This is a genomic window from Brucella sp. (genome assembly GCF_032066345.1).
Taxonomy (GTDB): Bacteria; Pseudomonadota; Alphaproteobacteria; order Rhizobiales; family Rhizobiaceae; genus Brucella; species Brucella pseudogrignonensis.
This window is the reverse complement of the sequence record NZ_DAMBKZ010000011.1, coordinates 77,131-100,471: the sequence shown is the minus strand read 5'-3', so window position 1 is coordinate 100,471 and position 23,341 is coordinate 77,131. Positions and strand designations below refer to the sequence as shown.

The window sequence follows — 23,341 nt, the reverse complement described above, 5'->3', positions numbered from 1 at the left end:
GAAAATGCAGTTGTTCGGAAAGGTGGGTCACTTGAGTTGTGACCGGCATCGAAGGCCTGCTGTCATGGTGGGAAGAGGACTCATCCATACCGGTTTGCAGCATGAAGAGCAAGTGTCACATAAGGTGTGTCGGTCTTTTGTTCAATAGGTAAAAGCTAGTGCGAGTCTTAGAAAATGGAAAGTGGCTCTGCTAAAAATACCCGGAGCCAAATAAAAAGCCCGGATAAATACCGGGCTTTCTTTATAAAATTTGGAAATCAGAACGGTTTCACGATCACCAGAATGACAATGAGTATCATCAGGATTGTCGGTACTTCATTGATGATTCGCCAATGCTTGGCCGATTTTGTGTTCTTGTCCTGCGCAAAAAGGCGCGTGGCTTTGGAAAGATAACCATGCAGGCCCGACAGCAGCACCACGAGCAGAAGCTTTGCGTGCAGCCAGCCACCCTGAAAACCGAAAATTTCCCAGGCCATCCAGAGACCGGCAATCCACGTTACAATCATAGCGGGATTTATGATGAAACGCAGCAACCTGCGCTCCATAACCTTGAAGGTTTCGGACGTTTCAGAGCCGGGTGCTGCGGCGCAATGATAGACGAAGAGCCGCGGCAGATAGAGCATTCCCGCCATCCAGGCGATAACAGCAATGACGTGGATCGCCTTGACCCAAAGATAAGCATCAGCTGGATTCACGTGAAACAATCCCCATAAACCGAGTACCACAACCACCAGAGCGACGATGGTACGGATCAGAGCGGCCTTACCGCTGTTTGTTTTGTCAGAAGCCACCATCAGTAGCCTCCACGAACCCGATCAATCATGCGCTGAACATTCTCAATCGGTGCCTGTGGCGTAATTCCGTGACCCAGATTGAAGATCAGTGGACCCTGCCCGAGATTTTTGAGGATCGCATCAACGCCTTCGTCCAAAGCTTCGCCACCGGCCACAACGCGCAAGGGATCAAGATTTCCCTGGATAGCGCCTTCGGTCTGAAGTTCACGCGCAAAGGAATTCGGCACAGACCAGTCGAGGCCCAGAACGTCAACCCCGGTCTTTTCGCGATAGCCCGCGTAAAGCATTCCGGCACCTTTCGGGAAACCGATGATGCGGGCTTCGGGATAAACTGCCCTCACTTTTTGCACAATGCGGGCCACGGGACGAACACAGAAGCGTTCAAAGCAATCTTCATCCAGAACGCCGGACCAGGAATCGAAAATCTGCACGGCATCCGCACCTGCATCGAGCTGTTCGATGAGATATTCGGCTGAAACATCTGCCAGATCATTCAAAAGCTTTTCAAAGGCTTCCGGGAAGCGATAGGCAAACAGGCGAGCTGGAGCCTGATCCGGTGTGCCATGACCGGCGATCATATAGGTCGCAACGGTCCAGGGAGCGCCACAGAAGCCCAACAGCGTTGTTTCCTCGGGTAACTGCTCGCGGAGCAGCCGAACCGTCTCATAGACCGGCTCAAGGCGTTTTGCGACACCTTCCGTCTCAAGCCAAAAGATTTCATCCGCATCAATCGGTGTCATCAAAGGCCCTCTTCCTTCTTCAAAGCGAAGGTCTCGTCCAAGGGCGTGAGGGACAACCAGAATATCTGAAAACAGAATGGCTGCATCAAAGCCAAAACGGCGGATAGGCTGAAGCGTCACTTCGACAGCCAGATCGGGCGAATAGCAAAGGTCGAGAAAGCTTCCGGCTTGTTTGCGTACTTCGCGATATTCAGGAAGGTAGCGTCCGGCCTGACGCATCATCCAGATAGGTGGTGGAAAGACTGCCTCACCATCCATCACTTTCAAGACCTTGCGCTTCATTGCATTCCACCCTGTTCGATCGGTTTTCGTGGTTCTGTGTGAAAGTTTTCCCGTTCGGCTTTCATAAAGAAAGGATGATTCAGGAATCTTTTGATTCTTAGAGTCTGTTGGAATCGGGGATTAAGGTTTGTCCGTCTTTTCCCCACAGTTCCTCTCGGGCCATCTCTGCCTGTGCGAACATTCACCGATAGTCTGAACAAAAGCAATGAAAACTCAAATCTTTCATTGAATATAAGGAGTTACCAATTGCCGCAGCTTTGCACAATTTGTGGATAGGCTGGGTATATCGCTAGGTTTTCCAAATGTTACGAGTCTTGTCCACAATCGCTTTTGAAAGCTTCACACATGTTGGCTCGCTGTGGATGACTTGCCAAGTTTCCCACCGCCTGCCATGGCTTGTGGATGGAGCCTCCATTTTACGCACAGTCGTCAACAGGGAGGGGAGAAAACTGTGACCAGACCGCTTTCTTACTTTCATCTTCATCTGATTTCTGATGCGACAGGAGAGACTCTCCTCGCTGCGGGGCGTGCTGCGGCCGCTCAATATGCCAATGCGCGCGCGATTGAGCATATCTATCCGCTCATCCGAACCGAGAAGCAGCTGCGCAAAGTTCTGGAGAATATCGATGCTGAACCTGGCATTGTTCTCTATACAATTGTCGATCAGAAGCTCGCGGCCATCATTGATGAAACCTGCGCCGAAATGGGCGTACCGAGCGTTTCGGTGCTCGAACCGGTGCTCAATACGTTTCAATCTTACCTGGGCGCGCCAGCACACCGCCGCGCCAGTGCGCAGCATGTGCTCAATGCCGATTATTTCCGCCGGATCGATGCGCTCAATTTCACGATGGAACATGATGATGGGCAATTGCCGCCGGATATAGAGGAAGCGGACGTCATTCTCGTCGGCATTTCGCGAACCTCGAAAACGCCCACAAGCATTTATCTCGCCAATCGCGGTATCAAGGCGACCAATGTGCCGATTGTGCTTGGCATCCCCCTCCCCGATCAGCTTTTTACCGCAAAGCGGCCGATGATCGTGGGGCTGGTTGCAACGGCTGAGCGCATTTCGCAGATCAGACAAAACCGTCCACTCGGCAATGTGCCGTCGCTTGATACCGGACTTTATACAGACCGCGTTTCAATTTCCGAAGAACTGGCTTATGCCCGCAATCTCTGTAACCGGCACAGCTGGCCGATCATTGATGTGTCGCGCCGGTCAATTGAAGAAACGGCGGCTGCTATTCAATCTCTGCTGCGCGAAGGCAGGAAGGAAGACCTGACATGACGACAAAGCTTATTCTCGCATCAAAAAGTCCGTTTCGGTCGGCACTGCTGAAAAATGCCGGCATCGAATTTTTGGCCGAAAGCGCGGATATTGATGAGCGCTCGGTTGAAGCGCCGCTTTATAAGTCGGGCGCTACGCCGGAAGACGTTGCACAGGTTCTGGCTGAAGCAAAAGCCTTGTCGGTGAGTGAAAACCATCCCGATGCGGTGGTGATCGGTTGCGATCAGACGCTTTCGCTGGGGGATGAGATTTTCCACAAGCCTGTGGATATGGAAGCAGCGCGGCGCCAGTTGCTGCAGTTTTCGGGCAAGACACACCAGCTCAACAGCGGTGTGGTTCTGGTTAAAAACGGCGAGACGCTGTGGCGCCATGTTTCAGTGGCACGAATGACGATGCGCGATCTCGATCCGGGTTTTGTTGGTCGTTATCTCGGCCGGGTTGGCGATGTTGCTCTTTCCAGTGTCGGCGCTTATCAGGTTGAAGGTCCGGGCATTCAGCTTTTCGAGAAAATCGAAGGCGATTATTTCACCATCGTCGGACTGCCGCTTCTGCCCCTGCTTGATGAATTGAGGAAGGAAAATCTGATCGATGGCTAATAAGGCATTTGTCACGGGCTTTCCGATAAAGCATTCGCGGTCGCCGCTCATTCACGGCTTCTGGCTGAAAGAGCACGGCATCGAAGGCTCTTATGAAGCCATTGAAGTGGCGCCGGAAAATTTCGCGGAATTTGCTGCCTCGCTTCAAGAAAATGGCTTTGCCGGCGGCAATGTCACGATCCCGCATAAGGAAGTGGCTTTCGCAACCGTTGACAGCCGTGATGCGGCAGCAGAGGCAATTGGCGCAGTGAATACACTCTGGATAGAGAGTGGAAAGCTCTGCGGCGGCAACACTGATGCCTATGGCTTTGCTGCCAATCTCGATGCACTGGCACCGGGTTGGGACAATGCGGATACGGCTCTGGTTCTGGGCGCAGGTGGTGCAGGGCGCGCCATCGTCCATGCTTTGCAGACACGCGGGTTTTCGCGCATCGCCATCGTCAATCGCACGTTGAGCCGCGCTGAAGAACTGGCAAGCCATTTCGGCGAAGGCGTTTCCGCTCATGGATGGGATGCGGCGCAGGCTTTGGTCAAAGATGCCGGTCTGATCGTCAACACGACATCGCTGGGCATGAGCGGACATGGTGAGCCGACAGAGTTTCCGCTTGATCTGAGTGAGGCGCAGAAATCAGCTGTCGCCACCGATATTGTCTATATTCCGCTCAAGACGCCGTTTTTGGCCAGCGCTGAAGCAGCTGGTCTTAAAACCGTCGATGGGCTTGGCATGTTGCTGCATCAGGCGGTTCCGGGTTTTGAACGCTGGTTTGGCAAAAGACCAGAAGTGACAGAAGCACTTCGTAATTATATTCTGGATGATATGAAAAAGGCTGGTGCTTTATGATCATCCTCGGACTGACCGGCTCTATAGGCATGGGAAAAACCACTGCGGCAAACATGTTTGCCGACAATGGTGTGCCGGTCTATAGCGCTGACGATGCCGTGCATCAGCTTTATTCGGGTCGGGCAGCCCCCTTGATCGAAGCCGCCTTCCCCGGAACGGTTGTGGATGGAACTGTTGACCGGACAAAGCTTTCGAGCGCTGTCCTCGGCAAACCAGAAGCGCTTAAAAAGCTCGAATCCATCATTCATCCACTCGTGCACGAAGAAGAAGCCGCTTTTCTTGCACGCGCGCGTGCTGATGGCGCCGATATCGCGCTGATTGATATTCCGCTGCTCTTTGAAACGGGTGGCCAAAGCCGTGTGGACAAGGTGGCTGTCGTTTCCGCCCCTGCCGACATTCAGCGTGAGCGTGTTCTTTCCCGCGCAGGCATGACGGAAGCGAAGTTCGAGGCCATTCTGGCCCGGCAGATGCCGGATGTTGATAAGCGTGCACGTGCGGATTTCGTCATCGATTCTTCAGGCGACTTTGACGAGACGCGGGCGCAGATCAAAGCCATCATCGCTGAATTGCGTGGAAAGCTTGCCAATCCATCCTGAGCTTCGGCTTGGCCGTGCTATAAAACATTAAATGACTTGAGAGGTTGCCATGCGTGAGATCGTTTTCGATACGGAAACCACTGGCCTTGAACGGCTGGAGGATCGCGTCATCGAAATCGGCGGTGTGGAAATGATCAACCGCTTTCCCACGGGCCGAACCTTCCATAAATTCATCAACCCGCAAGGGCGAAAGGTTCATGTCGAAGCGCTCGCGGTGCACGGCATCACCGACGAACAGCTGCTTAAAGAGCCGACCTTTGCTGATATCGTCGATGAGTTCATGGAATTTTTCGATGGTGCGAAGCTCGTTGCGCACAATGCCATGTTCGATCTTGGCTTCATCAATGCCGAATTGGACCGTCTTGGGAAACCGGAAATCGCCGTTGAACGTATCGTCGATACGCTCGCTCTGGCGCGCCGAAAACATCCAATGGGACCGAATTCGCTCGACGCGCTCTGCAAGCGCTATGGCATCGATAATTCGCACCGTACATTGCACGGCGCATTGCTCGATTCTGAAATTCTGGCCGAAGTCTATATTGAGCTGATTGGTGGCAAGCAAACCGCGCTCGGCCTTAGCTCATCCAGTAGTTCCGGTAATGATGATCGCTCGGGGAATGGCGGCAATATTGTCTTGCGCCAGCGCCCGGCACCTTTGGCACCGCGTATCAGCGATAAGGAGCGTGCAGCCCATGATGCCCTTGTTGCGAAAATGGGCGACAAGGCAATCTGGAAAAAATACGTTAGCTGAGATCGAAAAAAAACCCCGCGAGAGCGGGGTTTTCTTTTTAGGTCGTTGTAGAGATTAGCTCTTTACAGCGCTCTTTGCCTGTTCTTCGGCCATACGGCTCTGGAACATCTGCGCGAAATCGATTGGATCGATCATCAGAGGTGGGTAGCCACCATTGCGCGTGGCATCTGCGATGATCTGACGGGCAAATGGGAACAGAAGACGTGGGCATTCGATGAACAGCAGCGGAAGCATATGCTCCTGCGCGATACCCTGAATGCGGAATACGCCGCCATAGACCAGTTCCGTATTGAACAGAACGTCCTTGCCGTCGACAGCCTTGGCTTCGAGCGTCAGAACAACGTCGAAATCCGTTTCGGAAAGCGGATTGGCGTTTACGTTGACATTGATGTTGATCGAAGGAGCCTTTTCGCGCGGGCGCAGCGACAGAGGCGCGCCTGGGCTTTCAAAGGAAAGATCCTTGATGTACTGGGCCAGAATGTTGAGGGACGGCTGGGCGGTTGCGCCATTGCCGTTCTTTACTTCGCCCGCAGCGGCCTTATCGCTCATTATCGGTATGCCTTCTCTTTAATGATTTATCTTGTTGCCCAAAAAGCAGTGATGCTTGGCTAGCATGTGTGCGTAGATGAGGCAAGAAACCGTTTTTACGTTAGCATTTGAGCGATTAGTGATCTTTGCGGTCCGGATTCCACGGCGAGTTTTCATCTGGCTTTGTCGAGTAATCTTCCGGGTCCAGATCAATCACATTATTTTCTTTCCGCTCATATGGGCGATAGGCTTCCGAATAGCGTGTCGATGCCGTGGCAACCACCAGGCGATTGCGCACAAAGCGGTTCCAGACAAGATCACGGATGAAGGGCACAAAAAGCAGAAGGCCGATCGCGCTTGTGACAAAGCCGGGCACGATCAGCATGATGGCTGCGACCACGATCATCGCGCCATGCATCATTTCGCGATCTGGTACGCGTCCTGCGGCACTTTCCATGCGGATGCGCTGCAAAAGCCCGAAGCCCTGCACGCGCAGCAGAAAAAAGCCGAGCATAGCACTCAGGATGACAAGACCCAGCGTTGCCAGAACACCGATCTCACTGCCGACGATCACAAAGCCGGCAATTTCGATGAACGGCATTGCCAGCATGACGAGAGGGGCAAAAGAAGAGGACACGGCAGTTATGACCTTATGTTGGTTGATTGGTATGTGATGAAACAAACTTCATTCGCATGTTTTATTCATGTCAAAAGCAAAAAACGCTTGGCATTTTTACGCAACATGTTTTGAGGAACGAAATTGAAACTGTCTATCATGCAATATCAGATAGGTATGCGTGATCTGGATTTGAATGATCAGTCAAGCCGATCTATATGTATATGTAACGAAATTCACGACGTGAGGAGGGATTTGCAATCCCGACCCGTTAACTGGTGGCAGGCGGTATGGAATTTTTTGATTTTGGCACGATATTCTTCTTCATTGCGGCGGTGGTGATCTTTCTTCAGCTGAGGAATGTTCTTGGTCGTCGCACCGGAAATGAAAAACCGCCAATTGATCCTTATACATCCGCTCGTAATTCCGATTCCCAGACCGCAGGTGGCGAAGCCGACAATGTCGTTTCGCTTCCGCAGCGTCCCGGTGAAAAGGATTTCTCGGCAATCGACAAGGTTGCACCAGCAGGAACGCCTGTGAATGACGGCCTTCGCTCAATTCAGGCCGCTGATCCATCCTTTGATCCGGCAAGCTTCGTCGATGGTGTGAAGATCGCCTATGAAATGATCGTCATGTCTTTTGCTGATGGCGACCGCAAGGTTCTGAAAAACCTTCTGTCCAAGGAAGTCTATGAGGGCTTCGTTTCGGCAATCGATGAGCGCGAGGCACGCGGTGAAAGCGTTCGCTCGACCTTTGTCGGTATCGACAAGGCAGAGATTGCCAATGCCGAAATGAAGGGCTCGGAAGCGCATGTGACGCTTAATATCGTGAGCCAGATGATTTCTTCCACGCTCGACAAGGACGGCAACGTGGTTGAGGGCGATCAGGAAAATGTCGTCGAAATCCGTGATCTCTGGACCTTCGCGCGCGATACGCGCTCGCGCGATCCAAACTGGAAGCTTGTCGCGACCGAAGCCGAAGACTAAAGAGAGTTGACGATTCAGGGCCGCTAATTTAGCGGCCCTTTTAATTATTGACGGATGCGGCTTGTGCATAATCTGGCGAACATCATACGACCGGTCAGTTTTTCAGATTGCCCGGGCTGGGATCAGGACGATCAGGCACTCGCCTTTTCGGCCTTTCGTCGTTCAGCCGATTATGCGGAACATAATCGCTATAACAGCGGCAGCCTCGGTATCAGTTTCGAGGCGCTTATACCGGCTTTTGCCGCCGCGCGTTTGCTTGATAATCCGGATAGGGCGCAGGCCCGCGCTTTTTTTGAAGCGCATTTTGTTCCATGCCGCATCGATGCAGAAGGATTTGTGACGGCTTTTTACGAGCCGGAGGTTGAAGCATCGCGAACGCCTGATGCACATTTCACGGTGCCATTTCTGAGAAAACCTGATGATCTTGTGAAGGTCACCGATGAAAACCGTCCCCTGGGGCTCGATGCGTCTTACGCGTTCGCCCGGCAAACGCCGGACGGTGTTGTTGAATATGATGACCGCAGGACAATCGAGCAAGGCAGCCTGAAAAATCGCGGGCTGGAGCTTGCCTATGTTGCTGATCGGGTCGATGCATTTTTCGCACATGTGCAGGGCGCAGCACGGCTGAAGCTTACCGATGGCAGTTTCATGCGGATCACTTACGCAGCCAAAACCGGCCATCCATTCACCGGGATCGGGCGCATTCTGGTTGCTAGAGGCGAGATTTCTGCTGAAAGCATCTCCATGCAGACAATCCGCCAGTGGTTGAAAGATCATCCTGAAAAAGCCGATGACCTTATCTGGCAGAACCGTTCCTATATTTTCTTCCGCGAAACGGCATTTGATAGTAATGATGGGCATGACCCAAATTTAGGGCAGATCGCAGCGGCCAAGGTTCCTCTGACAGCTGGTCGCTCTATCGCAGTCGACAGGCTTCTGCATACATTCGGAACGCCTATCTTTGTCGATGCGCCAAGCGTAACGGAATTCGATCATACGCCCTTCTCCCGGTTGATGATCGCGCAGGATACCGGCACAGCGATTGTCGGCCCTGCGCGCGGTGATCTCTTTGCAGGATCGGGTGATGCAGCCGGGGAAATCGCCGGCGGTATCAAGAGCAAGGCCGATTTTTATGCGCTGGTCCCGCGCGCACTGGTCGGGAATTGATCGATGATCGATAAGAACGAAAAATCCGCAAAAGATTATCTACGGCCTGAAGATCGCATTCTCTGGGAAACGGTGGCTAAAACAGCAAAACCTCTGTCTGGAAAGAAGCCCAAGGAAGAGGAAGAGTTTCCGGATTTCAAAACGGTGATGGCGCAGGAGGCTGAGAAAAAGCCTGCGAAAAAGGCGCCCTCGTCTGCAGCTGACACGCAGACGCCGAAAAAGAAGGTCAACTCGCTCAAGGAAATGCCGATCCATGCCTTTGATCGGCCAACCCATCGCAAGATTTCCAAAGGACGTGTGGATATTGAAGCACGCATCGATCTGCACGGGCTCACACAAAACGATGCTTATGAGCTGCTCTATGGCTTCCTGCTCAGCGCACATGCGCGCGGATTGAAGCATGTGATGGTGATTACCGGCAAGGGCCGCTCTTTCGGCAGCGAAGGCGTGCTCAAGCAGGCGGTGCCACACTGGTTTTCGACGCCTTTGTTCCGGCTGCTGGTCAGCGCCTATGAAGACGCCGCGCGTCATCATGGCGGGCATGGTGCGCTTTATGTCCGCTTGCGCAGGCAGACCCAGGGCGGAGGTCTTATCCGATGACCCCCTTTGGCAAGCGGCTTCGTGATCTTCGTGAGGAACGCAACGTTACACAGAAAGAAATGGCTGCAGCGCTGCGCGTATCACCAGCCTATCTTTCGGCGCTGGAACACGGACGGCGGGGACAGCCAACCTGGGATATGCTGCAGCGCATCATCACTTATTTCAATATTATCTGGGATGAGGCAGAGGAGCTGCAAAATCTGGCAGCTGTCTCGCATCCGCGCGTGGTGATCGATACGTCCGGTCTCTCGCCACAGGCAACCGAGCTTGCAAACCTTCTGGCACGTAATATCCGCATCATCGATCGCGAGACGATCAAACATCTGACGGAAGAAATCGAGGCGGCACGCAAGCGCCGCCGTGGCCTGAAGCCGCTTCAACGTTAAATAAAAATTATACAGGCACTGTTTATAGGCTCTCGAGCAAAGGTTGCTTAAGTGTGGGGGCGCGCTTGATGGTTGCGGAAGACGGATCCTCTGTTTCGATACACCCGGAGCCGGGTAAACATATTTACGGGCTTGATATTCTTCGTCTGGTTTCTGCTATCGCAGTGATGCTGTTTCATTTCGCTTTCAGAGGTGAAGCCGCAGGAGAGTTACCTGCGGTTGATATTCCTCACTTTATGAAGAGCGTGGCCAGTTATGGCTATCTGGGGGTCAGCATCTTTTTTATTATCAGCGGCTTTGTGATCGCCTATTCGGCGGAAAGCCAGAAGCCATTCAATTTCTTGATTTCCAGATTTTCCCGGATTTATCCCACATTTCTTATCATCATGAGCGTATCCGCCCTGGTGATCTGGCTGTCAGGAAACCCACTGTTTCAAATCAGTTCCGATCAGTATCTGGCGAACATCTTCATCTTTTCGAAGCTGTTGGGGCAATCCTTTGTGGATGGTGCCTATTGGTCAATTGTACTCGAACTTATTTTCTATGGCTGGATTTTCATCCTTATTGCGCTCGGGCAGTTCCACAATATCATCCGGATAATCCCGCTCTGGCTGGGATTCTCATTTCTGAATGAATTCTATATTGGTTCAGAGCATTTGCAGAACCTTTTTATCACTGAATATAGCGGCTTCTTTGCAATGGGGATCATCTATAGCAGGTTGAGGCGACAGCGCTCATTTTATGCGGTGCTGCTGTTTATCCTCGCTGCAATCTTTGCAATCTATACCACCCTTGCTGGTGCCGAATGGGCCGAGAAAACCTATTCCATCAAGCGTTCTCCGGTGGCGATGACAGCAATTATTCTGGCTTCGATTGCAGTTTTGCTCTTACTGACAAAGCTAAATATCGGCCAAAAACATCAGAGGATGCTAGGCATTCTTGGTGGTATGACCTATGCACTTTATCTTGTGCACCAGAATGTCGGCTATATCGCCATCACCGCTTTACTGAGTAATCTCGGGCCGGTTACCGCCATTGTCATAACAATGATCGGGCTGATCCTGTTTGCTACGCTCTTCCATGTTGTTGTAGAGCGAAGGATCAACCCGATGATCAAGAAGAAATTGCTGCTTTTGGTGGACAGATCTCTGCGTTCAGAGCGCGTTTCGATCTGATCCAATCATATCTTAACTCTAAAAAAGCGCTTTCAGTTCATCGAGCTTGGTGTTGACCAGCCAGCCATAGTAATTTTCCTGCGGCATCAAAGGCTCCTGCCCGGATGCCTTGCGCTGGGTATTTTCATTGGCAAGCGCGCGGGCGCGGGCGGTCGATCCGCCGGTATTGTACAGTGTTGCTGTCAGGCCGGGGTTTTTCGAAATATCGAAATCGGCAATCTGGCGATAATCGGTGATCGACTGCTTCAGCGTTGCCGCGATGTAAGGCAGTGTCAGATCAGGGTCCATGATGGTCTTGTAAACTGTATTGCCGTTCTCGGCATTAAGCTTCGGCAGACCCGATACGCGATTGACCATGTCCGACATCTGCAGTGCGGTCAGCGGATTGATCTGGCCGAGGCCAAAGGTCTGGCCGGCATAGAACGGCTGGAAGAACACGGCGCTGAAACGATTGTTCGGATATGTCTTGCCGCCAACCGATTTTCCGCGGAACTGCTTGTTCCAGATCGTCTCGCGGCAGCTCCACAGCGAATAGCTGTCCTTGAACTTGAGGCATTCGGAAAACTCCGGACGCTTCACGAACTGGCCGATGCTTTCGCCATTATAGCCAAAGCTCACGCCCTGGTTCACATAGGACATCGCCTTGACGTAATAGGTCTGCAATCGGTCATAGACATCGACATTGTAGGTATGTTCACCAACGATCGCACCGACGATATGGATCGGATCGATGCCATAAGCCGAAGCCGTCGACTTGATCTTCGAACGCAACGAGGCGTCCTTTTTCAGAAGATTATAAATCTTGCGATACTTGGCTTCATAGGTCGTGCTCAGCTCTTTGGTGCGCTTGGCTGAGGCGCCGGGAATGGGAGGCTGTTCTGCACTGCGGTTTCCGGGCGGAACCATAACGGCTGCATAGGCGCTCTGGCAGGAGAAAGCGATGGCAAGGCAGATGCCTGCAATACGGTTCAGTCGACTGGTCATTGCGCGGAAACGGCCCCAATATGGTAAACGATCTATAAAAGTTGCCGCAAAATAAAAAACCCCCTCGATGAAGTCGAGGGGATTTTTGTCTTTCGGGATTATGGGACCCAAGCGTGACTTTCTGGTCACGTTCCTGGATCGCATCTCAGGTTCTTTACAGAATGAAACGCGAAAGGTCCGTGTTCTTGGCCAGATCGCCGATGGTCTTGCGGACATATTCCCCATCGACCTTGAAGTCCGAACCGGCCTTGTCAGGTGCATTGTAGGAAATATCGTCCAGAACCCGTTCCATCACCGTCTGCAAGCGACGCGCGCCAATGTTTTCAACCGTCGAATTGAGATCGACCGCAATGTCAGCCAAAGCATCAATCGCGTCGTCCGTAATATCGAGCTGCACTTCTTCCGTCGCCATCAACGCAATATATTGCTTGATGAGGCTGACTTCGGTTTCAGTCAGAATCCGGCGGAAATCTTCACGCGTCAGCGCGTTCAACTCCACACGGATAGGCAGACGACCCTGAAGTTCCGGCAGCAGGTCGGATGGCTTGGAAACGTGGAACGCACCCGATGCGATGAACAGAATATGATCGGTTTTAACCGGGCCATATTTCGTTGCAACAGTGGTGCCTTCAACAAGCGGCAGCAGATCGCGCTGCACGCCTTCGCGTGAGACGCCTGCTCCCATTCCGCCTTCGCGTGCTGCAATCTTGTCGATTTCGTCGAGGAAGACGATGCCGTCATTTTCAGTCGAACGCAGAGCTTCCTGAATGAGCTGATCCTGATCGAGCAGCTTGTCAGACTCGTCATTGATCAGGATTGCATAGGATTCCTTGACCGTGGTCTTGCGCGTCTTAGTACGCCCGCCCATGGCCTTGCCGAAAATATCGCCGATATTGATCATGCCGATATTGGCACCTGGCATACCCGGAATTTCGAAATTCTGGCCTGAACCTGTATCGGCAACCTCGATCTCGATCTCCTTATCGTCTAGCTCGCCGTCACGCAGCTTCTTGCGGAAGCTTTCGCGGGTGGCAGGGCTTGCAGTCTTGCCGACAAGACCGTCAAGCACGCGCTCTTCAGCATTGATGTGTGCTTTGGCCTTCACGTCTTCGCGCTTCTTTTCACGCACCAGAGCGATCGCGGCTTCAACCAGATCGCGGATGATCTGTTCAACGTCGCGGCCGACATAGCCCACTTCGGTAAATTTGGTGGCTTCAACCTTGATGAAAGGAGCGCCTGCAAGCTTGGCGAGCCGACGGGAGATTTCCGTTTTGCCAACGCCGGTCGGTCCGATCATCAGGATGTTTTTTGGCATGACCTCTTCGCGCATCTGGCCTTCCAGCTGCTGGCGGCGCCAGCGATTGCGCAGAGCTATAGCGACGGCGCGCTTGGCGTCGTTCTGGCCGATGATGAAGCGGTCAAGTTCGGAAACGATTTCACGGGGAGAAAAATTACTCATGATTATAACCCGGTTTGCCACTGCTTGATGAACTCGAACGGATGCAGCAGCATGATCACGTTGAGCGTAAGGTTGTCGCGGATGACGATAAGCGCCAGAACTTCAAAAAAGAGCGCAGTCGCGACGGTGATTTTTGTTGGCAGTTTGGCTGCGATCAGAAAGCCGATCATGGCGAAAACACTGTCGGAAACCGAATTCACGATACTATCGCCAAAATAGTCCACCGAGGACGTATTGGCGCGATAGCGCTCGATGATGAAATTCGAGTTTTCGACCAGTTCCCAGGCGGCTTCAACGCCGACTGCCACAGCAAGTCTCAAGCCCAGCGGAGCCTTTGGCGCGATGATTGTCAGAAGCCAGTAGAACAGAAAGCCATGAATGATATGCGAGAGCGTATACCAGTCGGCTATATGCTGCGAATTCTCAGACATCAGCGAACCGGACCATAATTTTATGGTGCCGCATTCGCACATGGGAATTCGTCCGTCGATATAAAGCCAGGAGGCCTGTATAACGAGAATGGCAAGGACGATCAGAGCACCTAAGCCCCAACGATGTGTCTTGGAGGTTGAGGCTTGCGCTATTGAGCTCATTCGGCGTCGAGGCTTTCAACAAGAATGCTGTGATTGGTGTAGATGCAGATATCGGCCGCGATCTCCATCGCCTTGCGGGCGATTTCCTCAGCATCCTTATCGGTATCGATCAGTGCGCGGGCTGCGGCCAGCGCATAATTGCCGCCCGATCCGATGGCCATGACGCCATGTTCGGGTTCAAGCACGTCGCCCGTACCGGTGAGTGCCAGCGTCACCTTGCTGTCGGCAACCAGCATCATGGCTTCCAGCTTGCGCAGATAGCGGTCGGTGCGCCAGTCCTTGGCGAGTTCGACGGAGGCGCGCATCAGCTGATCCGGATATTGTTCAAGCTTGGCTTCAAGGCGCTCAAGCAGGGTGAAGGCATCAGCCGTGGCACCGGCGAAACCGGCAATGACATTGCCTTTGCCGATGCGGCGCACTTTGCGCGCATTGCCCTTCATCACGGTGTTGCCGAGCGAGACCTGCCCGTCACCGGCGATAACAACCTTGTTACCCTTGCGAACGGTGACAATGGTCGTGCCGTAAATTGTCGTGGGATTATGTTCGATCATGGATCACTCCTTTGGCGGCCGATACGTTTCCATCTGGCAAACGCATAAGCCCCTTATTTGGCTCGAAGCTCGCTTCGTCGGCTCAAGAGCTAACTGAATCGGGTTTCGTTGTGAATATTTAAGAAGGGGCTGGCAAAATGCAAATGGCTAACAGCGCATTCCAATAAGTGTGAAACGGTTTTTGGGTAAAATGCGCTGTTGGGAAAACTGCATTCCAAAAAGTGTGAAACGGTTTTTGGATGAAATGCGCGCAAACAAAAGTCAGAATGTTGGGAGCATCCCTAAAACCATTGGCAAAAGCGGCCAGCTGTTCTAGAACGCGAAAAGATTTCAACAGAGGAAATGCTATGACGGCTGAAAGCGCCCGCAAAGCAAGTATCGAACGTTCAACAAAAGAAACAAGCATTGCTGTTTCTGTGGATCTGGACGGCAACGGCAAGTTCGACATTACAACTGGTGTCGGCTTCTTCGATCATATGCTGGAGCAGCTTTCCCGACATTCGCTCATTGACATGCGCGTCATGGCCAAGGGCGATCTGCATATTGATGACCACCACACAGTCGAAGATACCGGCATTGCGCTGGGTCAGGCTGTGGCGAAAGCGCTTGGTGAGCGTCGCGGTATCGTGCGTTATGCCTCGATGGATCTCGCCATGGACGACACGCTGACGGGTGCGGCGGTCGATGTTTCGGGCCGTGCCTTTCTGGTCTGGAACGTGAATTTTACGACTGCCAAAATCGGCACCTTCGATACTGAACTGGTGCGCGAGTTCTTCCAGGCTTTTGCGATGAATGCTGGCATTACACTGCATATCAACAATCACTATGGTGCCAACAATCACCATATTGCAGAATCGATCTTCAAGGCGGTGGCCCGGGTTCTGCGCACAGCGCTCGAAACCGATCCGCGCCAGAAGGATGCAATTCCCTCGACCAAGGGGTCGCTGAAGGGATAAGTCTTTTCCCGAAAGGACGTGTCATGGCGCAATTCGTCGTTCTTGAACCAGCCGGAACTCAACGTTCCGAAAAAGCGGTTTTCGTGCGCGACGGATTCTACGCCTTAGCGCTGATCCTCCCGTTTGTCTGGCTTTTGTTGCAGCGGCTCTGGTTTGAAGCCATTGCCGTTCTCGGTGTGACGATCCTGCTGGGCGTGGCAGGTTCTGCATTGGGCATCTCCAATGCAGTGCCGCTGATCACGTTGTTGTTTTCGCTTTTTGTGGCGCTGGAAGGCGTTAACTGGAAGATCGCGAAGCTAAAGCGTCAGGGTTTCGTTGAAACAGCCGTCATTGATGCGGCTGATCTGGAGGAAGCGGAAATCCGCTACTTCTACAGTCTTAAAGAAGCGGCAGAGCCAGCGACAGAAATCAAAGACTCCCTGAAGGACACCTCTGCGCCGGAATGGGCGCAGCAGCCCCCTCGTCCCACTTATTCCTCATTTGGCTCGACGATCGGATTTGTCGGTCATCGCGGAGAAAACTGAAAATGCGTGTTGCAATTATCGACTATGGTTCCGGCAATCTTCGCTCGGCCACCAAGGCCTTTGAGCGTGCCGCCCATGAGAGCGGTGTGAAAGCTGAAATCGAACTGACAGCGGATGCCGATCGCGTGGCGAGCGCGGACCGCATCGTGCTGCCGGGCGTTGGCGCTTATGCCGATTGCCGTCGCGGCCTCCATGCGGTTTCCGGCATGGTGGAAGCACTGGAAGATGTGGTTCTGAAAAAGGCGCATCCGTTTCTTGGCATCTGCGTGGGCATGCAGTTGATGTCGGAACGCGGCCTTGAAAAAGAAGTGACCGAAGGTCTCGGCTGGATCGCAGGTGATGTGCGTGAAATGACGCCGTCCGACCTGACGCTCAAGATTCCGCAGATCGGCTGGAACAGGATTCACGTGAAACATTCGCATCCGGTGTTTGACGGTATCGCTACCGGCGAGAACGGCTTGCATGCCTATTTTGTGCATTCCTATATGTTCGACGCGAAGAACAAAGCAGAAGTGCTGGCCGTCACCGAATATGGTGGCGATGTGACCGCAACGGTTGGTCGCGACAACATGATCGGCACGCAGTTCCATCCTGAAAAGAGCCAGCTGCTTGGCCTTTCGCTTATTGCCAATTTCCTGAAATGGAAGCCTTGAAGATATGATCCTTTTTCCCGCCATCGATTTGAAAGACGGTCAATGCGTGCGCCTGAAGCTTGGCGACATGGATCAGGCGACCGTTTACAATGAAGACCCTGCAGCACAGGCCAAAGCTTTTGAGGATCAGGGCTTTGAATGGCTGCATGTGGTCGATCTCAACGGTGCTTTTGCTGGCGAAAGCGTCAACGGCAAAGCTGTTGAAGCCATTTTGAAAGCGACCAAAAATCCGGTTCAGCTTGGCGGCGGTATCCGCACGCTTGCCCATATTGAAAGCTGGCTTTCCAAGGGACTGCGCCGCGTTATTCTCGGCACCGTTGCCGTGCGCGATCCGGCGCTGGTGATCGAAGCCTGCAAGGAATTTCCGGGACAGGTTGCCGTCGGCATCGATGCCAAGGGCGGCTATGTTGCCGTTGAAGGCTGGGCCGAGGCCTCCGAGCTGGGCGTGGTGGAACTCGCGAAAAAGTTTGAAGGTGCGGGCGTCGCAGCCATTATCTATACCGACATCGACCGTGACGGTGTGCTGGCTGGTATCAACTGGGATTCCACACTTGGTCTTGCCGATAGCGTTTCGATTCCCGTGATCGCATCGGGCGGCCTCGCCTCGATGGATGACATCAAACGTCTTGCCGCACCCGATGCGCGCAAACTGGAAGGTGCGATTTCTGGCCGCGCGCTTTATGATGGTCGCATTGATCCGGCAGAAGCATTGGCTTTGTTAGCCGCGTCGCCCGCAGCCGCAGAGCGGCGAGGACGCGCATCTGAAGGAACTTCAGTATGACACTCAAAGCACGCGTGATTCCCTGCCTTGATGTTAAAGACGGCCGCGTTGTTAAGGGCGTAAACTTTGTAGATCTGATTGATGCCGGTGATCCGGTGGAAGCGGCCCGCGCCTATGATGCGGCTGGCGCAGACGAACTGTGCTTCCTCGACATCACGGCGTCTTCGGACAATCGCGAGACAATTTTCGATGTCATCGCCCGTACAGCGGAACAGTGTTTCATGCCGCTGACCGTTGGCGGTGGTGTGCGTCAGGTTTCTGATATTCGCAAGCTGTTGCTTGCCGGGGCCGACAAGGTTTCGATCAACACGGCTGCGGTCAAGAACCCGGAATTTGTTGCAGAAGCCGCCGACAAGTTTGGCGATCAGTGCATCGTTGTGGCCATCGACGCCAAGAAGGTTTCGGGAGCTGGTGAGAGCGACCGCTGGGAAATCTTTACCCATGGTGGACGCCAGACGACTGGCATTGATGCAGTGGAATTTGCGCAGAAGGTGGTGAGCCTTGGTGCAGGTGAAATCCTGCTGACCTCAATGGATCGTGATGGTACCAAGGCGGGTTATGATGTGGCCTTGACGCGCGCTGTTGCTGACAGCGTGCGCGTTCCGGTGATCGCATCGGGCGGCGTTGGCAATCTCGATCACATGGTCGACGGTATCCGCGAAGGTCATGCGACGGCAGTTCTCGCAGCATCCATCTTCCACTTTGGAACCTATACGATTGGCGAAGCCAAGCGCTATATGGCCGAGGCTGGTATCCCGATGCGGCTCGATCCGGTCCGTTGAGAATATAGCTTGTCGCGGAAAAGTGGGAACCGGTTTTCCGATAACGACATGCGCAAAAAGAGTTGAAGGAATTCCGATGGCTGAGTTCACCCTTTCCGATCTTGAACGCATCGTCGCAGAGCGTGCAAATTCGACGGATGGATCGTCTTATACTGCTAGTCTCTTTGCCAAGGGTCAGACGCGGGCCGCCAAAAAGCTTGGTGAAGAAGCCGTCGAAACGGTGATTGCCGCAGTTAGCGGTGATCGCGCGGAAGTGGTCACGGAAAGCGCCGACCTGCTTTATCACCTGCTGGTGGTTCTCAAGATTGCAGATGTGTCGCTTGATGAAGTTCTTGCAGAGTTGCAACGCCGTACAGCGCAGACTGGCCTTGAGGAAAAGGCCGGTCGTCCGAAAGCATAAATGCAAACTAATCCAAAAGCTGTTAGTGCAGAATTGGCGTTGAGGGAGAGCAGCGACAATATGTGGGAAAAAGTGGACCAGCTAACGCCGTCGCGTTACTCGCCTTACCGTTTCTTTTCGGCGGAAGAGTGGGCAGGCTTTCGCGCCGACACCCCCCTCACCCTCACCTATGAAGAAGTGAAACGGCTGCGCTCGCTGGGCGATCCGATTGATCTTGATGAGGTGCGGCGCATTTATCTGTCGCTGTCCCGCCTGCTCTATGCGCATGTGGAAGCAAGCCAGCTTCTGTTTCGTCAGCGCCAGCAATTTCTCAATATGGAAGAGCGCTTCAAGACGCCTTTCATCATTGGCATTGCAGGCTCGGTTGCAGTCGGCAAATCCACGACCGCGCGTATTCTGAAAGAACTACTCGCCCGCTGGCCTTCCAGCCCGAAGGTCGATCTGGTGACGACGGACGGTTTCCTCTACCCCAACGCGGTTCTGCGTGATCAGAACATGATGGAGCGCAAGGGCTTTCCGGAAAGCTATGATGTGGGCGCGGTCTTACGTTTCCTGTCAGCGATCAAGGCCGGCATGAGCCATGTGCGCGCGCCGCTCTATTCGCATCTGAGCTATGACGTGCTGCCTGGCGAATATCAGATTGTCGACAAGCCCGACATTCTGATCTTTGAAGGCATCAATGTGCTTCAGGTCCGCGATCTGCCGGAAGACGGAAAGATGGTGCCTTTCGTGTCCGACTTCTTCGACTTCTCGATCTATATCGATGCGGAATCGGAACTGATCCACAAATGGTATATCGACCGCTTCATGCGTTTGCGTGAGACGGCTTTCGTCAATCCGCAGTCGTTCTTCCACCGCTATTCGCAGCTTTCAGAAGAAGCCGCGCGTTCCATCGGCGAAGGCCTCTGGAACAATATCAACATGAAGAACCTGCGCGAAAACATTCTTCCCACCCGCCCCCGCGCCGATATTATCCTGCGCAAAGGCAGCGATCATCTGATCGAAGAAGTGGCACTCAGAAAGATTTAAATCTCAGGAAACCAGAATGCCGCAAGTGCTGGAAATGTATCAGGTGGACGCGTTCACCAAACGTGTCTTCGCCGGAAACCCTGCGGCAGTTCTGATCCTGAAAGACTGGCTGAGCGATGCGACCATGCAGGCAATCGCTGCGGAAAACAATCTCGCTGAAACAGCTTTTGCGTGCCCTGCAGAGGATGGCTGGAAGCTCAGATGGTTTACACCGACGCTTGAGGTCGATTTCTGCGGCCATGCCACTCTGGCAACGGCGCATGTTCTGGCTTGGCACCACAAGATTGATGGTGAGCTGCATTTTCACACCCGCATAGGCAAGATCAGTGTTTCGCGCGCGGGCGACGATTATGTGCTTGATGTTCCGTCTATTGCTCCCGACCAGCTTTCCGAGCTGCCCCAGTTCATCGCACCACTGTTTGAGAATGAGAGCGGAGCCACGTTCTTCAGAAATTTCGAGAACATTTATGTGCAGCTTGAGGATGAGGCTGCGGTCAGGGCTTTCGTGCCTGATCATATCCAGATTGAAAAACTGGGATCAGTCGGCCTGGTGATTACCGCGCGAGGATCGTCGCACGACTTCGTTTCGCGTTATTTTGCGGCGGGATCGGGTATCCCGGAAGATCCGGTTACAGGATCTATCCATGCGACGCTTGTACCCTATTGGGCTCAAAAGATCGGGAAAAACAAACTGTCCGCCTATCAGGCTTCGGCCCGTGGTGGACATTTGGGATGTGAGCTGAAAGGCGACCGTGTTTTGCTCACCGGCAACGCCGTAACATTCATGAAAGCCGAGATTTATATCCCGTAAAGAATAAGGGCGCCGATTAGTTCGGCGCCCTGATCGCTTTGGATCGTTTTTGCAATCAAGCAAGCGGCGGAATGCGCAGCACCTGACCCGGATAGATTTTGTCCGGATGCGTCAGCATCGGCTTGTTGGCTTCAAAGATGATGTCGTTCTTTGCGCCCTTGCCTTTGCCATATTGAGCTTCGGCGATTTTCCACAGATTGTCGCCCTTCTTGACCGTGTAGAATACAGGTTCGGCACCGGTCGTCCCGGCTCCATCGACTTTCAGTTCCGAGGCTTCCACCTTGGAAACACCAAGCGAGTTGCCGACAGCGATAATAGCTTTTTCAAAAGCCGACTGATCCTTCACATTGCCGGTCAGGACGGCCTTGTCGCCCTGCACGCTCACCTGCACGCCATCGGTGCCGAGATTATGCGAGTCGAGTTCCTTCTTCAGATCATCGGCTTTGGGTTCATTTTCACCGAAACCAAGCTTGGTTCCGACCGACTTCACGAAATCGAAAATTCCCATGGGGCAAATCTCCCTGTTGTTGCTAAACTATTGATGCGTCGTATCAAATATCAGAACCAGAGATGAGCTAGCGCTTCTTGCAGCCAATCAATAGGCTACAAAGTACAGCTCGACGAAAATTGGTCAAGACAGGATTTTCCGGAAATTGCTCAATAAGTTCTGGCACTTAATTAGCATACTCCTTCGATAAGGCCCGCTTAACGACCAAGATTGGTGCGGGCGAGTTCGACGATTTCATCACCACGACCGCTGATGATGGCTTTGAGCATATAAAGGCTGAAGCCCTTCGCCTGCTCGGCCTTGATCTTGGGCGGCATTACCAGTTCCTGTTTGGCTGTCACCACATCGACCAGAACCGGACCATCATGAGCAAAAGCCTGCTTTAATGCCTCCGGCAGATCAGCGGATTCCTCTACGCGAAAACCTTTGATGCCGATGGCTTCCGCCATGGCTGCAAAATTCGGGTTTTCGAGGTCGGTTCCAGAGGTCAGATAGCCGCCCGCTTTCATTTCCATCGCCACAAAGCCAAGTGAGCCATTGTTATAAACAATGATCTTGGCGGGCAGATTGAGCTGCTTCAACGACAGGAAATCGCCCATCATCATGGTGAAACCGCCATCGCCGGAGAGTGAAACGACCTGTCGTTCCGGCGCTGCAGCCTTTGCGCCCAGCGCCTGAAGCATGGCATTGGCCATTGAGCCATGATTGAAAGAACCGAGCAGGCGACGCTTGCCATTCATGGTGAGGTAGCGTGCAGCCCAGACGGTAGGCGTGCCGACATCGGCGGTGAATATCGCATCTTCATCCGCAATCTCATTGACGAGGCGGGTGAGATATTGCGGGTGGATCGGCTGGCCTGGTTTTGATGGTTCTGCCAGATCATCCAATGCCTCGCGCGCTTTCGTGTAATGTGTCTTTGCAGCATCGAGGAATTTTGTGCTGCGACCAGATTTGAGCTTCGGCAAAAGGGCTGCGACTGTTTCCGACACATCGCCCGTCACGCCCAATGTGAGCGGCGCACGGCGTCCGAGCTGTGAAGGATCATTGTCGATCTGAACGATCTTTGCCTTGTCGGGATAGAAGTTGCGATAAGGGAAACTCGTGCCAAGCATCAGCAGCGTGTCGCAGTTGAGCATGGCGTGATAGCCGGATGAAAAGCCGATCAGGCCGGTCATGCCAACATCAAAGGGATTGTCCCATTCGACATGTTCCTTGCCGCGCAGTGCATGAACCACAGGCGCCTCAAGCTGTTCAGCCAATGAAACGACAGCATCATGGGCGCCAGCGCAGCCGCTGCCTGCCAGAATGGTGATCTTCTCAGAACCGTTGAGAATATCTGCGAGCTTTGCGACATCCTGATCAGACGGAACCATGCGTGGAGGCGAGATCGGCGTCCAGGTCTGCTTTGCCCCTTCAGGTGCCTGCTTGAGCGCAACATCACCCGGAATGACGATCACGGCCACGCCACGCTTACCGATGGCCGCGCGCATTGCGCGGTTCAGCACTTCGGGCATTTGTGCAGGGTTGGAAACCAGCTCAACAAAATGGCTGCATTCGCGGAACAGTTCCTGCGGATGGGTTTCCTGAAAATAGTCGAGACCGATTTCGGATGAAGGAATATGGGCTGCAATCGCCAGCACAGGTTCGCGGTTGCGGTGACAATCAAAAAGCCCGTTGATGAGGTGCAGATTGCCAGGCCCACAGCTGCCAGCACAAACGGCCAATTCGCCGGTGACAGCCGCTTCTGCCCCAGCGGCGAAGGCTGCGGTTTCCTCATGGCGAACATGCATCCAGTCGATCTTGCCAAGTCTTCTGAGGCTGTCATTCAGTCCGTTGAGGCTATCGCCCGTAACGCCCCAGATACGTTTAACACCTGCTTCGGCCAAGGTTTTAGCCAGAAGATCCGCAACAGTCATGCCCATGATTTCACCCTTTTCACAATCCTGAAGATCCAGTTAGGACTG

At 53.3% G+C, this 23,341-nt stretch carries 28 protein-coding genes; 18 read left to right on the top strand and 10 right to left on the bottom strand.

Annotation, left to right across the window (positions count from 1 at the left end):
- Positions 1-257: 257 nt before the first annotated feature.
- Both hemJ and hemE read right to left on the bottom strand, forming a co-directional pair.
- Complete coding sequence (hemJ, locus tag RT142_RS14950) at positions 258-794, bottom strand: protoporphyrinogen oxidase HemJ (RefSeq protein ID WP_112804478.1); 537 nt, start codon at positions 792-794, stop codon at positions 258-260.
- Positions 794-1,816, bottom strand: a complete 1,023-nt coding sequence (gene hemE, locus RT142_RS14945; protein WP_079212460.1) for a uroporphyrinogen decarboxylase — start codon at positions 1,814-1,816, stop codon at positions 794-796. Before hemE ends, hemJ begins: the two co-directional genes overlap by 1 nt.
- A 451-nt stretch (positions 1,817-2,267) precedes the next feature.
- Between hemE and RT142_RS14940 the strand changes: the two genes are divergently transcribed.
- From RT142_RS14940 to dnaQ, 5 genes are read left to right on the top strand one after another with little or no spacing between them, the layout of a single operon-like run.
- Positions 2,268-3,104, top strand: a complete 837-nt coding sequence (locus tag RT142_RS14940; protein WP_007872421.1) for a pyruvate, water dikinase regulatory protein — start codon at positions 2,268-2,270, stop codon at positions 3,102-3,104.
- Entirely contained in the window at positions 3,101-3,700 is a 600-nt protein-coding gene (locus RT142_RS14935; RefSeq protein ID WP_313029614.1) for a Maf-like protein, read from the top strand. Before RT142_RS14940 ends, RT142_RS14935 begins: the two co-directional genes overlap by 4 nt.
- Positions 3,693-4,541 carry a shikimate dehydrogenase gene (locus tag RT142_RS14930; protein ID WP_313029612.1) on the top strand — a complete coding sequence of 283 codons (849 nt, stop codon included), beginning with the start codon at positions 3,693-3,695 and terminating at the stop codon, positions 4,539-4,541. Before RT142_RS14935 ends, RT142_RS14930 begins: the two co-directional genes overlap by 8 nt.
- Positions 4,538-5,137, top strand: coding sequence for a dephospho-CoA kinase (gene coaE, locus RT142_RS14925; RefSeq protein WP_064322232.1), 600 nt, complete (start codon positions 4,538-4,540; stop codon positions 5,135-5,137). Before RT142_RS14930 ends, coaE begins: the two co-directional genes overlap by 4 nt.
- A gap of 49 nt (positions 5,138-5,186) precedes the next feature.
- The gene (gene dnaQ, locus RT142_RS14920) at positions 5,187-5,888 is read left to right on the top strand and encodes a DNA polymerase III subunit epsilon (RefSeq protein WP_313029608.1); all 702 of its coding nucleotides are present in this window, start codon (positions 5,187-5,189) and stop codon (positions 5,886-5,888) included.
- A gap of 54 nt (positions 5,889-5,942) precedes the next feature.
- On the opposite strand, the gene secB is transcribed toward dnaQ, so the two are convergent.
- Positions 5,943-6,437: a protein-export chaperone SecB gene (secB, locus tag RT142_RS14915; protein WP_007872432.1), complete on the bottom strand. Its 495-nt coding sequence runs from the start codon at positions 6,435-6,437 to the stop codon at positions 5,943-5,945.
- Between the two features lie 115 nt (positions 6,438-6,552).
- A complete protein-coding gene (locus RT142_RS14910) occupies positions 6,553-7,053 on the bottom strand; it encodes an FxsA family protein (protein ID WP_007872434.1) in 501 nt (166 codons plus the stop codon).
- A 269-nt stretch (positions 7,054-7,322) separates the two neighbouring features.
- Here RT142_RS14910 and RT142_RS14905 point away from each other — a divergent pair, with 269 nt between their 5' ends.
- From RT142_RS14905 to RT142_RS14885, 5 genes are all read left to right on the top strand, one after another.
- The gene (locus RT142_RS14905; RefSeq protein WP_007872435.1) at positions 7,323-8,018 is read left to right on the top strand and encodes a Tim44/TimA family putative adaptor protein; all 696 of its coding nucleotides are present in this window, start codon (positions 7,323-7,325) and stop codon (positions 8,016-8,018) included.
- Positions 8,019-8,072: 54 nt separating this feature from the next.
- Positions 8,073-9,185, top strand: a complete 1,113-nt coding sequence (locus RT142_RS14900; protein WP_007872437.1) for a murein transglycosylase A — start codon at positions 8,073-8,075, stop codon at positions 9,183-9,185.
- Positions 9,186-9,188: 3 nt separating this feature from the next.
- On the top strand, positions 9,189-9,785 hold the full coding sequence (locus RT142_RS14895; protein ID WP_007872439.1) for a Smr/MutS family protein: 597 nt from the start codon (positions 9,189-9,191) through the stop codon (positions 9,783-9,785).
- Positions 9,782-10,171, top strand: a complete 390-nt coding sequence (locus RT142_RS14890; RefSeq protein WP_007872441.1) for a helix-turn-helix domain-containing protein — start codon at positions 9,782-9,784, stop codon at positions 10,169-10,171. Before RT142_RS14895 ends, RT142_RS14890 begins: the two co-directional genes overlap by 4 nt.
- Positions 10,172-10,239: 68 nt before the next feature.
- The gene (locus tag RT142_RS14885) at positions 10,240-11,346 is read left to right on the top strand and encodes an acyltransferase (protein ID WP_313029602.1); all 1,107 of its coding nucleotides are present in this window, start codon (positions 10,240-10,242) and stop codon (positions 11,344-11,346) included.
- Between the two features lie 18 nt (positions 11,347-11,364).
- Here the strand turns inward: RT142_RS14885 and RT142_RS14880 are convergent, their stop codons facing one another.
- From RT142_RS14880 to hslV, 4 genes are all read right to left on the bottom strand, one after another.
- Positions 11,365-12,330 (bottom strand): DUF1402 family protein, encoded by a 966-nt coding sequence (locus RT142_RS14880; RefSeq protein WP_112804719.1) that lies wholly within the window; start codon positions 12,328-12,330, stop codon positions 11,365-11,367.
- Between the two features lie 154 nt (positions 12,331-12,484).
- Entirely contained in the window at positions 12,485-13,789 is a 1,305-nt protein-coding gene (hslU, locus tag RT142_RS14875) for an ATP-dependent protease ATPase subunit HslU (protein WP_200635667.1), read from the bottom strand.
- Between the two features lie 2 nt (positions 13,790-13,791).
- Positions 13,792-14,382, bottom strand: a complete 591-nt coding sequence (locus RT142_RS14870; protein ID WP_007872450.1) for a DUF2585 domain-containing protein — start codon at positions 14,380-14,382, stop codon at positions 13,792-13,794.
- A complete protein-coding gene (hslV, locus tag RT142_RS14865) occupies positions 14,379-14,933 on the bottom strand; it encodes an ATP-dependent protease subunit HslV (protein ID WP_007872451.1) in 555 nt (184 codons plus the stop codon). The genes RT142_RS14870 and hslV overlap by 4 nt, the downstream gene beginning before the upstream one ends.
- Before the next feature lie 347 nt (positions 14,934-15,280).
- Between hslV and hisB the strand changes: the two genes are divergently transcribed.
- The 8 genes from hisB (at position 15,281) to RT142_RS14825 (ending at position 20,869) form a co-directional block, all read left to right on the top strand.
- Positions 15,281-15,889 (top strand): imidazoleglycerol-phosphate dehydratase HisB, encoded by a 609-nt coding sequence (hisB, locus tag RT142_RS14860; protein ID WP_007872453.1) that lies wholly within the window; start codon positions 15,281-15,283, stop codon positions 15,887-15,889.
- A 23-nt stretch (positions 15,890-15,912) separates the two neighbouring features.
- A complete protein-coding gene (locus tag RT142_RS14855; RefSeq protein WP_200635665.1) occupies positions 15,913-16,413 on the top strand; it encodes a DUF2628 domain-containing protein in 501 nt (166 codons plus the stop codon).
- 2 nt (positions 16,414-16,415) lie between these two features.
- Positions 16,416-17,066 (top strand): imidazole glycerol phosphate synthase subunit HisH, encoded by a 651-nt coding sequence (gene hisH / locus RT142_RS14850; protein ID WP_007872457.1) that lies wholly within the window; start codon positions 16,416-16,418, stop codon positions 17,064-17,066.
- Between the two features lie 4 nt (positions 17,067-17,070).
- On the top strand, positions 17,071-17,847 hold the full coding sequence (gene hisA, locus RT142_RS14845) for a 1-(5-phosphoribosyl)-5-[(5-phosphoribosylamino)methylideneamino]imidazole-4-carboxamide isomerase (protein ID WP_064322239.1): 777 nt from the start codon (positions 17,071-17,073) through the stop codon (positions 17,845-17,847).
- Positions 17,844-18,629, top strand: a complete 786-nt coding sequence (gene hisF / locus RT142_RS14840) for an imidazole glycerol phosphate synthase subunit HisF (RefSeq protein ID WP_007872463.1) — start codon at positions 17,844-17,846, stop codon at positions 18,627-18,629. The genes hisA and hisF overlap by 4 nt, the downstream gene beginning before the upstream one ends.
- A gap of 76 nt (positions 18,630-18,705) precedes the next feature.
- Positions 18,706-19,029, top strand: coding sequence for a phosphoribosyl-ATP diphosphatase (locus RT142_RS14835; RefSeq protein WP_113496163.1), 324 nt, complete (start codon positions 18,706-18,708; stop codon positions 19,027-19,029).
- Positions 19,030-19,089: 60 nt separating this feature from the next.
- On the top strand, positions 19,090-20,058 hold the full coding sequence (gene coaA / locus RT142_RS14830; protein WP_007872468.1) for a type I pantothenate kinase: 969 nt from the start codon (positions 19,090-19,092) through the stop codon (positions 20,056-20,058).
- A gap of 16 nt (positions 20,059-20,074) precedes the next feature.
- Complete coding sequence (locus RT142_RS14825; RefSeq protein ID WP_313029594.1) at positions 20,075-20,869, top strand: PhzF family phenazine biosynthesis protein; 795 nt, start codon at positions 20,075-20,077, stop codon at positions 20,867-20,869.
- 55 nt (positions 20,870-20,924) lie between these two features.
- On the opposite strand, the gene lysM is transcribed toward RT142_RS14825, so the two are convergent.
- Positions 20,925-21,377: a peptidoglycan-binding protein LysM gene (gene lysM / locus RT142_RS14820; protein WP_007872476.1), complete on the bottom strand. Its 453-nt coding sequence runs from the start codon at positions 21,375-21,377 to the stop codon at positions 20,925-20,927.
- A 197-nt stretch (positions 21,378-21,574) separates the two neighbouring features.
- Positions 21,575-23,299: a ubiquinone-dependent pyruvate dehydrogenase gene (gene poxB, locus RT142_RS14815; protein WP_153223069.1), complete on the bottom strand. Its 1,725-nt coding sequence runs from the start codon at positions 23,297-23,299 to the stop codon at positions 21,575-21,577.
- Positions 23,300-23,341 lie beyond the last annotated feature (42 nt).

What these genes read in the sequence shown, in the direction of transcription:
- hisB (WP_007872453.1), top strand. Translation starts at nt 15,281, where the DNA reads ATGACGGCTGAAAGCGCCCGCAAAGCAAGTATCGAACGTTCAACAAAA.
- hisH (WP_007872457.1), top strand. Translation starts at nt 16,416, where the DNA reads ATGCGTGTTGCAATTATCGACTATGGTTCCGGCAATCTTCGCTCGGCC.
- hisF (WP_007872463.1), top strand. Translation starts at nt 17,844, where the DNA reads ATGACACTCAAAGCACGCGTGATTCCCTGCCTTGATGTTAAAGACGGC.
- RT142_RS14890 (WP_007872441.1), top strand. Translation starts at nt 9,782, where the DNA reads ATGACCCCCTTTGGCAAGCGGCTTCGTGATCTTCGTGAGGAACGCAAC.
- secB (WP_007872432.1), bottom strand. Translation starts at nt 6,437, where the DNA reads ATGAGCGATAAGGCCGCTGCGGGCGAAGTAAAGAACGGCAATGGCGCA.
- dnaQ (WP_313029608.1), top strand. Translation starts at nt 5,187, where the DNA reads ATGCGTGAGATCGTTTTCGATACGGAAACCACTGGCCTTGAACGGCTG.
- RT142_RS14905 (WP_007872435.1), top strand. Translation starts at nt 7,323, where the DNA reads ATGGAATTTTTTGATTTTGGCACGATATTCTTCTTCATTGCGGCGGTG.
- RT142_RS14935 (WP_313029614.1), top strand. Translation starts at nt 3,101, where the DNA reads ATGACGACAAAGCTTATTCTCGCATCAAAAAGTCCGTTTCGGTCGGCA.
- coaE (WP_064322232.1), top strand. Translation starts at nt 4,538, where the DNA reads ATGATCATCCTCGGACTGACCGGCTCTATAGGCATGGGAAAAACCACT.
- RT142_RS14880 (WP_112804719.1), bottom strand. Translation starts at nt 12,330, where the DNA reads ATGACCAGTCGACTGAACCGTATTGCAGGCATCTGCCTTGCCATCGCT.
- hisA (WP_064322239.1), top strand. Translation starts at nt 17,071, where the DNA reads ATGATCCTTTTTCCCGCCATCGATTTGAAAGACGGTCAATGCGTGCGC.
- RT142_RS14870 (WP_007872450.1), bottom strand. Translation starts at nt 14,382, where the DNA reads ATGAGCTCAATAGCGCAAGCCTCAACCTCCAAGACACATCGTTGGGGC.
- poxB (WP_153223069.1), bottom strand. Translation starts at nt 23,299, where the DNA reads ATGGGCATGACTGTTGCGGATCTTCTGGCTAAAACCTTGGCCGAAGCA.
- hslV (WP_007872451.1), bottom strand. Translation starts at nt 14,933, where the DNA reads ATGATCGAACATAATCCCACGACAATTTACGGCACGACCATTGTCACC.
- RT142_RS14930 (WP_313029612.1), top strand. Translation starts at nt 3,693, where the DNA reads ATGGCTAATAAGGCATTTGTCACGGGCTTTCCGATAAAGCATTCGCGG.
- RT142_RS14825 (WP_313029594.1), top strand. Translation starts at nt 20,075, where the DNA reads ATGCCGCAAGTGCTGGAAATGTATCAGGTGGACGCGTTCACCAAACGT.
- hslU (WP_200635667.1), bottom strand. Translation starts at nt 13,789, where the DNA reads ATGAGTAATTTTTCTCCCCGTGAAATCGTTTCCGAACTTGACCGCTTC.
- RT142_RS14895 (WP_007872439.1), top strand. Translation starts at nt 9,189, where the DNA reads ATGATCGATAAGAACGAAAAATCCGCAAAAGATTATCTACGGCCTGAA.
- RT142_RS14855 (WP_200635665.1), top strand. Translation starts at nt 15,913, where the DNA reads ATGGCGCAATTCGTCGTTCTTGAACCAGCCGGAACTCAACGTTCCGAA.
- RT142_RS14885 (WP_313029602.1), top strand. Translation starts at nt 10,240, where the DNA reads ATGGTTGCGGAAGACGGATCCTCTGTTTCGATACACCCGGAGCCGGGT.
- hemJ (WP_112804478.1), bottom strand. Translation starts at nt 794, where the DNA reads ATGGTGGCTTCTGACAAAACAAACAGCGGTAAGGCCGCTCTGATCCGT.
- RT142_RS14900 (WP_007872437.1), top strand. Translation starts at nt 8,073, where the DNA reads ATGCGGCTTGTGCATAATCTGGCGAACATCATACGACCGGTCAGTTTT.
- coaA (WP_007872468.1), top strand. Translation starts at nt 19,090, where the DNA reads ATGTGGGAAAAAGTGGACCAGCTAACGCCGTCGCGTTACTCGCCTTAC.
- hemE (WP_079212460.1), bottom strand. Translation starts at nt 1,816, where the DNA reads ATGAAGCGCAAGGTCTTGAAAGTGATGGATGGTGAGGCAGTCTTTCCA.
- lysM (WP_007872476.1), bottom strand. Translation starts at nt 21,377, where the DNA reads ATGGGAATTTTCGATTTCGTGAAGTCGGTCGGAACCAAGCTTGGTTTC.
- RT142_RS14835 (WP_113496163.1), top strand. Translation starts at nt 18,706, where the DNA reads ATGGCTGAGTTCACCCTTTCCGATCTTGAACGCATCGTCGCAGAGCGT.